Annotated in this window: 15 protein-coding genes; 9 read left to right on the top strand and 6 right to left on the bottom strand. The window is 71.5% G+C overall.

The features are described from left to right. Positions 1-20: 20 nt before the first annotated feature. The 5 genes from WEF05_09570 to WEF05_09550 form a co-directional block, all read right to left on the bottom strand. Positions 21-599, bottom strand: a complete 579-nt coding sequence (locus WEF05_09570) for a hypothetical protein (protein MEX1102131.1) — start codon at positions 597-599, stop codon at positions 21-23. Between the two features lie 211 nt (positions 600-810). Continuing rightward, positions 811-2,172 carry a (Fe-S)-binding protein gene (locus WEF05_09565; protein ID MEX1102130.1) on the bottom strand — a complete coding sequence of 454 codons (1,362 nt, stop codon included), beginning with the start codon at positions 2,170-2,172 and terminating at the stop codon, positions 811-813. A gap of 38 nt (positions 2,173-2,210) precedes the next feature. Further along, complete coding sequence (locus WEF05_09560) at positions 2,211-3,290, bottom strand: FAD-binding protein (protein ID MEX1102129.1); 1,080 nt, start codon at positions 3,288-3,290, stop codon at positions 2,211-2,213. Positions 3,291-3,294: 4 nt separating this feature from the next. After that, positions 3,295-4,761: an FAD-linked oxidase C-terminal domain-containing protein gene (locus WEF05_09555; GenBank protein ID MEX1102128.1), complete on the bottom strand. Its 1,467-nt coding sequence runs from the start codon at positions 4,759-4,761 to the stop codon at positions 3,295-3,297. A gap of 9 nt (positions 4,762-4,770) precedes the next feature. Beyond that, entirely contained in the window at positions 4,771-6,171 is a 1,401-nt protein-coding gene (locus tag WEF05_09550) for a hypothetical protein (protein ID MEX1102127.1), read from the bottom strand. 172 nt (positions 6,172-6,343) lie between these two features. On the opposite strand from WEF05_09550, the gene WEF05_09545 reads away from it, so the two are divergent. Beyond that, positions 6,344-7,087, top strand: coding sequence for a hypothetical protein (locus tag WEF05_09545; protein MEX1102126.1), 744 nt, complete (start codon positions 6,344-6,346; stop codon positions 7,085-7,087). A 37-nt stretch (positions 7,088-7,124) separates the two neighbouring features. Here the strand turns inward: WEF05_09545 and WEF05_09540 are convergent, their stop codons facing one another. After that, complete coding sequence (locus WEF05_09540; protein ID MEX1102125.1) at positions 7,125-7,466, bottom strand: rhodanese-like domain-containing protein; 342 nt, start codon at positions 7,464-7,466, stop codon at positions 7,125-7,127. Between the two features lie 83 nt (positions 7,467-7,549). Here WEF05_09540 and WEF05_09535 point away from each other — a divergent pair, with 83 nt between their 5' ends. The 8 genes from WEF05_09535 (at position 7,550) to WEF05_09500 (ending at position 13,185) form a co-directional block, all read left to right on the top strand. Next, positions 7,550-8,812, top strand: coding sequence for an MFS transporter (locus tag WEF05_09535; GenBank protein MEX1102124.1), 1,263 nt, complete (start codon positions 7,550-7,552; stop codon positions 8,810-8,812). A 41-nt stretch (positions 8,813-8,853) separates the two neighbouring features. Further along, entirely contained in the window at positions 8,854-9,801 is a 948-nt protein-coding gene (locus tag WEF05_09530; GenBank protein ID MEX1102123.1) for a carbohydrate kinase family protein, read from the top strand. Positions 9,802-9,844: 43 nt separating this feature from the next. Next, a complete protein-coding gene (locus tag WEF05_09525) occupies positions 9,845-10,789 on the top strand; it encodes a hexose kinase (GenBank protein ID MEX1102122.1) in 945 nt (314 codons plus the stop codon). 90 nt (positions 10,790-10,879) lie between these two features. Continuing rightward, positions 10,880-11,113, top strand: a complete 234-nt coding sequence (locus WEF05_09520) for an Lrp/AsnC ligand binding domain-containing protein (protein ID MEX1102121.1) — start codon at positions 10,880-10,882, stop codon at positions 11,111-11,113. 145 nt (positions 11,114-11,258) lie between these two features. Further along, on the top strand, positions 11,259-11,678 hold the full coding sequence (locus WEF05_09515; GenBank protein MEX1102120.1) for a hypothetical protein: 420 nt from the start codon (positions 11,259-11,261) through the stop codon (positions 11,676-11,678). Between the two features lie 70 nt (positions 11,679-11,748). Continuing rightward, positions 11,749-12,480, top strand: a complete 732-nt coding sequence (locus WEF05_09510) for a pirin family protein (GenBank protein MEX1102119.1) — start codon at positions 11,749-11,751, stop codon at positions 12,478-12,480. Between the two features lie 127 nt (positions 12,481-12,607). After that, complete coding sequence (locus tag WEF05_09505; protein ID MEX1102118.1) at positions 12,608-12,853, top strand: CopG family transcriptional regulator; 246 nt, start codon at positions 12,608-12,610, stop codon at positions 12,851-12,853. Continuing rightward, positions 12,850-13,185 carry a type II toxin-antitoxin system PemK/MazF family toxin gene (locus WEF05_09500; GenBank protein ID MEX1102117.1) on the top strand — a complete coding sequence of 112 codons (336 nt, stop codon included), beginning with the start codon at positions 12,850-12,852 and terminating at the stop codon, positions 13,183-13,185. The genes WEF05_09505 and WEF05_09500 overlap by 4 nt, the downstream gene beginning before the upstream one ends.

Below are 13,185 nucleotides of genomic sequence, written 5' to 3'. Positions count from 1 at the left end.
CCGGAACGGAAATCCTGGGATCAGTCGATGCTGAACGTGTCGAGCACCTGATCGCAGCCCGCCAGGATCTCGGACCGCAGCGGCGGCTCGTACTGGCAGTTGATGAAGTACTGCGTCGTCCCGTCGAACACGAACACGACGCGGCTCTCCACGGGTTGTTGCTGCGGTCCGACCGCCTCGACGCCCTCGGCGACGAACGCCGGCGAGCCGTCCACGGTCCTTCGCGAAAGCTCGCCCGGCCACGAGGTGCCCGACTGCTCGACGAGTTGATCGAGCACTCCTCGGAGCTCGGGCTCGATCGTCGTCACGTTCTCCTCGTTCACCTCTTGGGTGAGGCGGTACGCGGTGACGAGCACGACGTCCGCCGTCAGCTCCTCGGTGTTCCCGTCCTCGGGGATCGGTCCGGCGCCGGTGGACCACAGTTCGTCACCGACCTGCGCGCCGACGGTCTTCTCGGAGGTCTCGACCCAATCCTTCGGATACTCGAACGCGACGCCGTTGTCCTCGTAGCTGCCCGCGCCGGCGAACAGGGCGACTGCGAGGACCACGCCGCCGATCGCCAGGACCGCGACCACCGCGCCGATGATGAGGAAGGCCATCATCGACTTGCTGCGCTTCCTCGGCGGCGGGGCCCCGATCGGACCGGTCGCCGGGGCCGGTGGCGCGTCCGCGGTCGGGGTCGGGGGAGCCGGCGGCGCTCCGCTCGGAGTGACGGGGGGCGGAGGGGGGCCCGACGGCGGATCGGGACTACGGTCCGGAGGGGTGGGATCGCTCATGTCGGCTCCCTGCTCATCGGGTGTGGGAGCCACCCTACCGACGCGCGTAGGCGCGGTCGAGCAGCTCGACCGGATGGAGGATCGAAACCGTCATCCCTCGTTCGCGGGCCGCCGCCGAAAGCTGCATCGCGCAGCCGGGATTGGCGCTCGCGACGACCGTGACGCCGGTCGCGGCGATCGCGTCGCCCTTCTCGCGTCGAAGGTCCCCGGACATCTCCGGCTCGAGCACGTTGTAGAGGCCGGCCGCGCCGCAGCAGCGGTCGTTGCCGGGGAGATCGACGATCTCGAGCCCCGGGATCGCGGCGAGGACCTCGCGTGGTTGCCGCTCGATCCCCTGCGCGCGGAGCGCGTGGCAGGCGTCGTGGTAGGCGACGCGTTCCACGTCCGGGTTGCGGTCGGGAGGCGCGAGCCGGGAGGCGGCGAGGAACTCCATCAGGTCGTGGGTGCGTCCCGCGAGCTCCTCCGCCCGCGCTCGGTCGTCGGTTCCGACCGGGAACAGGTCCGCGAGGTCCTTCAGATGGGCACCGCACCCGGCGGCGTTCACGACCAGCGCGTCGACATCGGCGAACGTGGCCAGCGTGTCGCGGGCGAGCGTTCGAGCGGTGTCGAGGCGCCCGTTGTGTGCGGGCAGGGCTCCGCAGCATCGCTGCGCTCGGGGCGCAACCACGCGCCACCCGTTGAGCGCGAGCACGCGGGCGGTCGCACGGTTGACCTCACGGAACCACTGGTCCTGGACGCAGCCGGTGAGGATCGCCACCGTTCCCCGAGGCTCGATGCCCGGCACCGGCTCCGTCGTCGCCGGAACGCGCTGGCCGCGTCGCACGCCGCGCGGAGCGAGGGCCCGGACGCGGCGGGGGAGCAGCGGTCGCACGAGCGGGGTCAGCGTCATCGCCAGCGACAGCAGCCACCGGCGCGGCAGCGCGATGTCGAGCCCGAACCACCGGAGCAGACGCGATCGGGCGGGACGATCGGGCTCGATCTGCGTGCGGGCGCGCTCCATCATCCGGCCGAACGGGACGTGCGAGGGGCACACGTCCTCGCACGCGCGGCAGACCAGGCACAGGTCCATGAAGCCGGCGAAGGTCGCGTCGGGTGACGCGAGACCTTCGTCGACCGCGCGCATCGCGGTGATCCGGCCGCGGGGAGAAGCCGACTCCTCTCCGGTGAGGCGGTAGGTCGGGCAGTGCGGCAGGCAGAGGCCGCAGGCGACGCACGCGTCGAGGTCGCCGGTCGCGGGGGCGTCGCCGGGGCGCCAATCCGACGTCGTCTGCATCTCGGGTCCGACGAACCGCGCCCCCGCGGGCAGCTCGGTGCCGAGGACGACGGCGGTCTCGACGAGGCGCTCGGTCGGGGTGGACCCGGGAACGTCGGGGGTGGCGGGGGTGGTGGGACTCATCGCGTCGATCGTCGCACAGACGCGCCCCCCACCAGCCCTCACCAGCCACCCCAGCCGCGTCCCGGCGCGAGGATCGCCTGCGGGTCGAAGGCGTTCTTCAGCCGTCGGTGCACCTGCGGCGCGGCAACGGGACCCTCGCCGAGCCCGCCGGGACCGCGCACGACGGGGGCGATGCCGCCCGCCGCCGCGACCCGCTCACGGAGTGCGGCGAGCTCCTCGGCGTCCTGCAGGCCCGCCCAGAGCAGACCGGTTCCGAGCGGCGCCGCCCATACCGTTCCGGCGCCGGGCACCAGCTCGGGAACGCGGGACGGCGCGACGGCGACCTCGGCGACGATCGGCGCCTCGTTCCATGGGCGCTCCGACGGGAACGACGGATCGCCGTCGATCACGTTCCCGTCCGCACCGCTGCTCGCGAGGACCTCGCGCACCCGCGCGGTCTGTTCGTCGAGCTCCCCGGGCCAGCCCTCCAGCCGGACCCGAACCCGCGCGGGTTCGGCCAGGACCGACACCGGGAGCGGAACGCCGTCGAGCAGCGCGGTCCCGAGCGCGATCGGCTCGACCGTCTCGGCGATCACCGTGCGGCGAGCCTTCGGGAGCGGGCGGAGCTTGAGCGCGACCTGGACGAGGACCCCGAGCGTTCCGAGCGATCCGTACAGCACGCGAGGCAGGTCGTAGCCGGTCACGTTCTTCACGGTGCGTCCGCCGCCGCGTACGAACCGTCCGTCGCCGGTCACGAGCTCGACCTCGAGCACCGTGTCGCGCAGGTGGCCGTGTCGGAGCATCCGCGGCGACAGCGCGCCCGCGGCGATCGTGCCGCCGACCGTCGCGTCGGGCGGTGCGTCGTGGGGCCACTCCTGCCCTCCTTCGGCGAGCGCCGCGTCGAGCTCGGCCAGACGCACGCCGGCCTCGACGACCGCGACCATCTCCGCCGGTTCGTAGGCGACGATCGCGTCGAGCTGGGTCGTCCACAGCTCCGCGTCGATCTCGGCCGGGTTCCCCTTGTCGATGTGGCGGCGCCCGCCGGCGACGAGCAGCCGCCGCCGGTCCGCCGCCGCACCGCGAACGGCCTCGACCACGTCGCCCTTCGACGCCGGATGCAGCAGCTCGGGTCCGCTCATCGGATCAGATCCACGACCCCTCGGGGAGCGAGGCCGCCGCCTCGGCCGCGTCGCTGCCACGGAGCACGGCGTGGTCGCCGCACCGCGCTCCCTCCGGGAGGACCTTCTGCGGGTTCATCAGCCGGCCGGGGTCGAACGCCGACCGGACGCAATCCTGCGCTGCGAGGTCGTCCGCGGTGAACACCAGCGGCATGAAGTCGCGCTTCTCGAGACCGATCCCGTGCTCACCGGAGAGCGCCCCGCCGGCATCGACACACAGGCGGACGATCTCGTCGGCCGCGCGGAGCACCTTGTCCATCGTTCCCGGGATCCGCCGGTCGAAAGAGATCAACGGATGCAGGTTCCCGTCACCGGCGTGGAAGACGTTCGTGACGATGAGCCCGTGACGTTCGACGATCTCGTACACCCCGGAGAGCACCTCGACGAGCTTCGTGCGGGGAACGACGCAGTCGTGCAGATGGTAGTGCGGCGCGATCTGGGCGACGGCTCCGAACGCACTCTTGCGTCCCTTCCACAGCAGCGCACGCTCGTCGGCGTCGGCGGCGATCCGGATCGTGCGTACGTGGTTCGCGGTCGCGGCGTCCTCGACGGCCCGCGACTGCTCGTGGACCGCCTCGTCGGTTCCGTCCACCTCGACGAGGAGGATCGCCGCGGCGTCCGTCGGATACCCGGCGTGGGCGAAGTTCTCGGCCGCGACGACGATCCCGTGATCCATCATCTCGACGGCCGCGGGCACGACGCCGCCCGCGATGATGTCGCTGACGGTGGCGGCGCAGTCTTCGACCGTCGTGAAGTCGAGCAGCATCGTGGACACCGCGGGCGGCAGCGGTGACAGCCGGACGCACACGCTCGCGACGATGCCGAGCGTTCCCTCGGAGCCGACGACCGCGCCGCGCAGGTCGTAACCCGCGGCGGCCGGTCCCTCGGAGCCGACCCGGACCAGGCCCCCGCCGGGCAGGACGACGTCGAGAGCGAGGACGTGGGCCGAGGTGACACCCGATGCGAGGCAGTGCGGGCCGCCGGCGTTCGTGTTCACGTTGCCGCCGATCGAGGAGGTCTGCTGGCTCGAGGGATCCGGCGCGTAGGTGTACCCGTGGGGCCGGAGCGCGTTCGCGAGATCGAGGTTGGCCAGGCCGGGCTCGACCCACGCGAGCCGGTCCTCGGGTCGCACCTCGAGCAGCTCGGTCATCTTGGAGGTCACGACGACGAGCGCGTCGCCGATCGGGGTCGCTCCGCCGGCGAGTCCCGTTCCCGATCCCCGGGGCACGACCGGCAGGCCGTGTTCCTCGGCGATCGTCAGGCAGCTCGCGACGTCGTCGACCGATCGCGGGAACGCCACGAGCGCGCATCCGCCTTCGACCATCGACGCGTCCCGCGCATACAGGCGGAGCGCGAGCGGGTCCGAGAGCACCTCGTCCGCGCCCAGCGCCCGTTCGAGTGCGGCACGGGCGGCTGCGACGTGGGTGTCCACGTCACGAGGCTACGCGCTGGACGGATCCTCGCGCCCGATGCGGCTGAGCACGATCTCGTAGCCACCCACGAGGGCGACGAGCACGAGCAGTCCGAGCCAGCCCAGCGGCAGGACCACGAGCAACAGCAGTCCCACGGCCACGCCCGCGAACTGCAGCACGGACAGGTGCTCACGGATCCACACACGGGTCGCCTCGTCACCCGCCCGCTCGCGCGCGCCGGTGAGCGCCTCGCCCGCGAACCTGCCCGCCTGGGCGATCCGTGCGCGGACCCAGACGGCCCACGGGTACGGACCGGTCACGAGCGCGACCAGGAGGACGACCAGCAGGAGCCACCCGATCAAGGTCGTCGCGTCGAGGAAGTCCTCGAGGAGGGTCTGGGCCGTCACGCGCACCGCAGCCCGCGCTCCCGGGTCGGCGATCCGATCCACGATCCGCTCCTCGGCGATGATCGCGAGGCGGCGCTCGATCACGATCACGGCGAGCAGCGCGGAGGCGAGCTGCACGAGCGTGCGCCGTCGCCGCCGCGACAACGCCAGCGCCCCCGCGACCGCGACGACGAAGACGATCAGCACCAGCCACAGGAGGCGCTCGGCCGTCACGATCGCATCCTGCGCCGCCTGCAGGGAGTCGTCGTCGAAGATCACGATCTCGCCGAAGTCCTCGGGGACGTCGACCCCCAACGCGGATTCGATCGTGGTGCGCATCTCGTCCGGCAGCGCGGCCTGGTCGAGCTGGGGGAGCGTGATGTCGGTGCCGACCAGGTTGGAGGCCGAGGTCTGGATCCGCTGCAAGGACGCGTTGATCACCGGCAGGAGGTTCAGGACCACACGCCCGTCGTTGGTCGAGACGACCTCGTTGTTCTCGCCGCGGAGCACCGCGACGAGCTGGTCGTGTGCGAAGCGGTTCGCCGAGACCCACAGCTGCTGGAAGGCCTCGCTGGCCAGGAGCTTCTCGACCTCGTCCTGGACGAACCCGCGGACGGCGCCCGTCAGCGGCCCCGCGAGGAACCGCGCCCTCTCGGGGAGCGCGTCGGCGAGCACCGGCTCGATGTTGAGCACCAGGAACAGCTCGCCGGTGATCCGTTCGGCGAGCTCGTGGGCGACCGCGGGATCGCTCCCGAGCGGGGTCACGATCTCGAGGTACTCCTCGGTGTCGAACGCGTTCCGGGACGCCCACACGGCCGGTCCCCCCGCGGCGAGAGCGACGGTCGCGAGGACGATCAGCACCACGACGGTGGTGCGGCGGAGCCTCCCTCCACGTCGCGCGACGTCGTCGGAGCGGTCGAGCTTGTTGCGGAGGGTGTCGCGCTCGGCGCGGAGGCGCTCCACCTCGGCTTCGAGGGCCGGATCGTCGGCCGAGGGCGCCGTCGGATCCGTCGCGTCGGGGCCGTCGTCGGGACCGTCGCTCATCTCGTCGTCCCTTCCGCATCGTGGGCTGCGCGCACCGCCGGTTCGGCGTGGCCGATCGGTTCGCGTGCTCGGGTCGAAGGCTCCCGTCCGTCCGGATCGACCCGGATCGGGCGTGCGATCTGCCGGGAGTCTATCCCGCGGTGCTTCACGGGCACGTCGTACCATCCGCCCTGTGTCGTCGCAAACGTCTGCGCCGCTTCCGTCCGAGGGGCCACCCGTCCGGGCGGCCGGGGTCGTTCGCGAGGCCCTGTCTATCTACCGGCGGCGCTTCGCGCGGGTCGCGGTCTCGGCCGTGCCCGTCTTCGCGCTGATCGGCGCGATGGGCATCGTCCTGCACGTGCTCGAGGGGGAGCACCTGGAGGACGTCGGCACCGCCGAGGTGGGGGGCGTGCTGCTGCTGGTCGTCGTGGCCGCTTTGATCCGTTCCGTCGGTTCCGTGGTGTACGCGGGCTTCCTCGAGCAGGCGGTCGGCGCGGACATCGACGACCAGCCGCTCCCCTCGATCACGGATGCGCTCCGGACGCTGCCGATCTGGCGGTTGATCGGAGCGGACGTGGTCGTGACGCTGATCGTCGCCGCGGCGACGGTGCTCGCCGTCGTTCCCGGCCTGATCGCCTTCGCGCTGCTCGGGATCGTCGGACCCGTGATCAACATCGAAGACCGTGGGGTGTTCGACGCGATCCGGCGATCGGTCGAACTGACCCGAGGACGGTTCTGGACGGCGTTCGCTCTGCTCGTACCGCTGCTCGTGGTCGAGCATGCGGCGGAGACCTGGTTCGTGCTCGCCGTCGACGGGACCCCGGTGCTGGCCGCGATCGGGTTCGGCGTGCTCATCGGACTGACCGTCGGAGCCACGCTCGGACTGATCGAGGTCGTCCTGGCGCACCGCCTGATCCGAGCGGATCGGGAGCGGTAGCGCCGGGCGGCCGCGGTGAGCGGCGGGCTCCCCGGCCCTACTTGACGGTGCCCGGCGAGCCGTCGGGTGCCGAGAAGGGGAGGCCCTCGGCCTCCCACGCCTCCATCCCGCCCTCGAGGTTGTGGGCGTCGAGCCCACGGGCCCGGAACATCATCGTGGCGAGCTCGCTCCGGTTGCCCGAGCGGCAGACCACGACGACGGGGCGGTCGGTGGACAGGTCGCCGCCGGCTCCCGCGAGGATCTGGTTGAGCGGGAGGAACCTCGCCGACTCGATCCGTCCCGCGTCCCACTCGTCCTGCTCGCGGCAGTCGACGAGCTGGATCTCGTCGAGGTGGTCGGAGACACCCTTCGGATGGGAGAGGTCTCGGTTCTCGCTCATGCGGGTTCGCCTCGTGTTCTCGCTGGTCGGACGCGGACTTGCAGGTGCAAATGCTACCAGTGGCCTCCTTGTAGGCTCCCGGCGTGTCCGACCCCTCCCGTGTTCGAACCGGCGCCGGCGCGCACGTCGGGAACGTATCCGGCGCGTCCGCGATCCACGTGCTGTTCCTCATCTTCGGCGTCGTCGCGTCGGCGTTCTTCCCGTTCTTCTCGCTGTTCCTCTCGGACCGCGGACTCACCGTCGACCAGATCGGGCTCGTCGTCTCCGCGATGGCGTTCGCCCGCGTCGTGTTCTCGCCGCTGTGGGGCCACGTCGCGGACGCCTCGCTCGGCCGGCGACGGGTGCTGCAGCTCGGGACGGGCGCGGCGGCGATCCTCGCGCTCGTGCTCTTCGTCCTCGGCGAGCAGGTGTGGGCGGTCGCAGCGGTATCGATCGCGATGGCGGGAGCGAGCTGCACGGCCGGGCCGACACTGGATGCGCTGGCGCTCGATCATCTCGGTGACGAGGGGATGGCCGACTACGGCAGGATCCGCGGGTGGGGATCGCTCACGTACGGGATCGCGAACTTCGTGTTCGGCGCGGTGCTCGAGCTGGTCGGGGTCGGCTGGTCGATGCCGTTCTACGCGATCGGGCTCGTCGCCACGGCGGTGTGGGCCTTCACGATCCCGGTCGACGCCCCCAAGCACACGTCGGGTGGCAAGCTCGGTGCGGTCGGAGATGTGTTCCGCGCGTCCCGCCGGATCGTGCCCTACCTGGCGGGGATCTTCCTCGTCGGCGTGGGGTTCGCGGCGGCGTGGAGCTTCCTCGCGCTGCGGATCGAGGGAACGGGAGGCGGACCGTTGCTCGTCGGGATCGGGGCGGGGATCGGTGGTCTCGTCGAGGTGCCGATGATGCGATGGTCCTCACGCCTGTCGCGCCGTATCGGCCTTCGGCGCGTCTACGTGAGCGGGTGCGTGATCTACGCGATCGGGTTCGTCCTCTGGGGGTTGATCGACGACCCGGTCATCATCTCGATGCTCACGGTGATCGAGGGGTTGGGGTTCGCGTTCATCTTCACGAGCGGGGTCGTGATCGTGGGCCGGCTCGTGCCGTCGTCGCTGTATGCGACCGGGCAGTCCCTGTCGCAGACGGTCTACTTCGGCATCGGCCCGATCGTCGGCGGCGCCGTCGGCGGGTTCGTCTACGGATACGTGAGCCCCACGGCGCTGTACCTGGGTGCGTCGGCACTCACGCTCGCGGGAGCCGCGATCGTGTGGGTCACGCTCACCTCACCGGCGTTCCTCGGGCCCGTTCCCGACGACGAGGCGGCCGCGGCCGCTCCCTCCGAGGGAACGGGCCACCCGTAAGGAGGCATCGCCGCGAGCGGCACGCGACTATCCTCGCGGGTGTGAACGACACGCCGGACCGTGATCTGGATGTCCTCGTGCTCGGTGATGCGCGACCCGACCTCTGGCTTCGCGGCGAGCACGCGGGCGACGTCATTTTCGATGACCGCGGCCGCGTGGTGGAACACGCCTCGCTCGAGCTCGGCGGAGGGGGCGCCGTCGCGTGCGTCGCGCTCGCGCGGCTCGGCCTGCATACAGCGTTCGTCGGCGCCGTGGGTGACGACGCCTTCGGGAGGTTCGTCCTCGAGGAGCTCGAACGCGAGGGGGTGGAGGTCGGCGGGATGCACGTCGCTCCCGATCGGGCGACCGGGGTGTCGGTCGTCCTCACGCGCGGGAGTGATCACGCGATCCTCGCGGCGCCGGGAGCCGTGGCGCAGCTGCGCGGCGAGCACGTCGATCGGAGGCTCGTGGAGCGCGCGCGGCACGTGCATGTGACGTCCTACTTCGTGCAGACCGGGTTGCAGGCCGACGTGCCGTCGTTGTTCGCGGCGGCGAAGGCGGGTGGAGCGACGACGTCGATCGATCCGAACGAGGACCCCACCGATCGATGGGAGGGGGGTCTGTTCGGCGCACTCGACCGTACGGACGTGCTGTTCCCGAACTCCTCGGAGGTCCGGCGCATCACCGGGATCGACGACGTCGACATCGGGGCGGAATCGCTCGCCGAGCACGGCACGACGATCGCCGTGAAGTTCGGGCAGGGGGGCGGCATGGTCGTGCATGCCGGCGGTTCGCTCCGCGTCGAGGCGGTATCGGTCGACGTCGTCGACCGGACCGGGGCCGGAGCGGCGTTCGACGCGGGCTACCTCTCGGGGATGCTGCGTGGCTGGTCGTCCGAGCGGTGCCTGCGGCTGGCGGTCGGGTGCGGCGGTCTGGCCGTACGCGCATCCGGGTCGACCTCGGCGCTCCCGACGATGGATCAGGCACTGGCAGCAGTGGGCGGGGCGTGAGCCGGCGACCCGGGAAGGTGTCCGCGAAGGGGCGGGTGCGCGCGTGATCGTCTGCCTGTCGGCGAACCCGTCGATCGACAAGCTCTTCGAGGTTGACCGTCTCGAGGTGAACCGGATCCACCGTCCCGCCGGGTTCGTCCAGACCGCGGGAGGGAAAGGACTCAACGTCGCCCGCGCGGCGAACGCGCTCGGCGGTGACGTGCGCGTCGTGACGCTGCTGCGCGGTCACGCGGGGAAGTGGATCGAGGAGGCCTTGGCGGCCGAGGGTGTGAAGGGTTCGTTCGTGTGGACCCACGGGGAGACCCGAGCCTCGCTGTCGGTCGCGGATCGCCGCTCGGGCAAGCTCACGGAGTTCTACGAGCACGGTTCGGAGATCCCCTCCTCTGCGTGGCCCGAGCTCGAGCAGGCGATCGCCGAGCTGTTGCCCGAGGCCGACTGGTTGACGATCTCCGGCTCCCTGCCACCGGGATCGCCCGCGGACGGATACGCACGGATCGTTGCGGAGGCGCGCGCCGCCGGCGTCAGGGTCGCCCTCGACGCCGCGGAGCAGCACCTGGCGAACGCGCTGGAAGCGCAACCCGACATCGTGAAGGTGAACCGCATCGAAGCCGCGGAGCTCGTCGGTCGCTCCACCCAGACGCGGGGAGGTTCCCTCGCCGCGGCGGAGGAGCTGCGCCGGCGCGCCGGCGGCGAGGGACATGCCGGGCTCGTCACGCGCGGCGCGAAGGGCGTGGTGCTCGTCGCGCCCGAGGGGTCCGCGCTCGAGGGAACGCTCTACGTCCGCGGTCGCTATCCCGTCGGCAGCGGCGACTCGTTCCTCGCCGGGCTCGTGGTGGGTCTCGCCGACGGTGCTGAGCTCGACGACGCGCTCCGCATGGCGCTCGGCGCTGCGTCCGCCAATGCCGAGCTCCCCGGCGCCGGCCGGCTGGACCCCTCCAGGGCGCGGGCTCTCGCCGTCGAGGCCGACGTGACCGCTCCCACGGGCTGACGCGTTCCGCGTGGCGCCCGGCGGCGAGCCCGGACTACGATGCCTTCAGGATCGTGCCGGTGCCGGTGACCGGTGCGGGAGGGGAGAGCCGTGATCGCGTCCTACATCCTGATCCAGACCGAGGTGGGCAAGGCCCATGCGGTGACGATGGCGGTCCAGGGCCTGCAGGGGATCGTCGGTGTCGACGGGGTCACCGGCCCCTACGACGTGATCGCGCGTGCGGAGTCGGCCGATCTCGACGCGCTCGCCAAGCAGGTCGTGCTCCCGATCCAGGAGGTCGAGGGCGTCACGCGCACCCTCACCTGCCCCGTGATCCAGTTCTGAGCGCGCCCGGGGGCCGGCGAGCGCGCCGCCGGTCAAGGCGCCCTCCACCTGCGTCGATGGGAAGGGGAACGGCCGCAGCGGGTCGCGCACGCGCGGCCGCGGAGGTGAGGTTCCTATGGATCGCGGACAACGAGGCGAGGTTTCGATGACGACCGTCGTCGTGCTGGCGCTCGTCGTCGGCGCGATCGCCGCCGCCGCGTTCGTGTTCATGGGGCGCACGGAGACCGATGCGGCCTCCGACGCGATCGAGGTGATCCCCGAGGCCGAGGCGGTCCAGGCGCAGGCGAACCTGGACACCGCGATGCGCGGGGCGCAGGTCTACTTCGCGGAGAACGCGTCGTTCGCGGGCTACGGCCCCGAGATCGCCACGCAGACCGCCCCCGGGCCGAGCTATACGACGGGTACACCCACCGGCGGAGGGATCGCGATCCGCGGCGTGTCGCCGACGACGATCGTGTTCGTGACCACGACCGCTTCCGGCGCTCCGATGTGCGTCGCGTCCACGGGCACCACGGTGACCCGGGGCACCCAGGACGCGCAGACCGCCGCCGGCTGCACGGGCTGACCCCGCTGCGCGCCTCCGCTCGGCCGATCCGGGTTGCGGAGCGACCGCCCGGTGCGAGAGTCTGACGGCCATGATCACGATCCGGCGCGACGGCGAGATCAGCGACGTGGAGGGTGGGTGGTTCCGCGCCCGCTGGCACTTCTCGTTCGACAGCTACTACGACCCCGCGTGGATGCAATGGGGAACCCTGCGTGTGTTCAACGACGATCGCCTGATCCCCGGTGCCGTCTGGCCGATGCATCCCCATCGAGACATCGAGGGGTTGACCTACGTCGTCGAAGGAACGTTCAAGCACGAGGACAACGTCGGTGGCGACGAGGGCATGCTTCCCGCGGGATCGGTGCAGCGGATGACGCTCGGCTCCGGCGCGTGGCACTCGGAGAAGAACGGCAGCGAGACCGAGCCGATGCGCTTCATCCAGCTGTGGATCATGCCCGACGAGCTCGGTCTGCAGCCCGGCGTCGAGCAGAAGGTGTTCACCGAAGCCGATCGCACCGACCGCTTGCTGAAGGCGATTTCGGGGTCCGGCGGCGACGCCGTGAGGATGCACCAGGACGCGAGCGTCTACGTCGCGCGCCTGAACGCAGGGACGACCGTGACGCACCGCTTCGAGCCCGACCAGGGCGCCTACCTGTACGCGATCGAGGGTTCGCTGCGTCTCGGCGACGAGGTCTTGGCCACGGGTGATGCCGCTCGGATCGGCGACGAGGACGCGATCACCCTGACCGCCGACGAGACGACCGAGCTGCTGATGGTCGAGGTCCGTCTGCGCGACGTCGACCTCGCCCTCGTTCGCCCCTGACGATCTCGCGCCGCGTGACCCGGCTCACAGCGGCGGCCGCCGCGATCGGGGGAGGATCTCTCCGACCCTTCTGTGGGACGTCCGGTGAGGGAACCATATGATGCGTCATATGCTAGACTCGCCGGGTATGGCGAGGAAGCAGGTGCTGGTGCAGCTGGACGACGAACTGGTCGTGCGGTTGGATACCTTGGCCGAGGCCGAAGGGGTCAGCCGAAGCGACCTCCTCCGCCGCGCCGCGACCGCCCTCCTGGATGCTCGCGACGAGATCGACGCCGACCGGCGACTCGTCGAGGCGTATCGACGGCAACCGCACGACCCCGAGCTGACGGACGCGTTCATGCGTGCGTCTCTCGAGGGCCTGCCGCCGTGGTGAGCACGCTCCCCGTTCGGCGCGGCGAGGTCTACTGGGCCGACCTTCCGAGCCCGGCGGGGCGCCGGCCCGTGCTCGTGCTTACGCGCGATGCGACGCTGCGGGTCCTCAACAAGGTCACCGTCGCCCCGCTGACCTCGATGATCCGCGGCCTTGACTCCGAGCTCGTGGTGGGCGGCGCCGAGGGTGTGCCGAAGCCGTCGGTGGTGAGCCTCGACAACATCCTGACGGTGCCGCGGCAGCTCCTCGACGGCGACGCCCTCGGGGCTCTCGGCGCCGAGCGGATCCCCGAGCTCGATCGCGCGTTGCGGTACGCGTTACAGATCCGGTACTGA

It is taken from the genome of Actinomycetota bacterium (genome assembly GCA_040881665.1).
Lineage (GTDB): Bacteria > Actinomycetota > UBA4738 > UBA4738 > HRBIN12 > JBBDWR01.
Note: the sequence above shows the minus strand (reverse complement) of the source record. Positions and strands in the feature narration are given on the sequence as shown.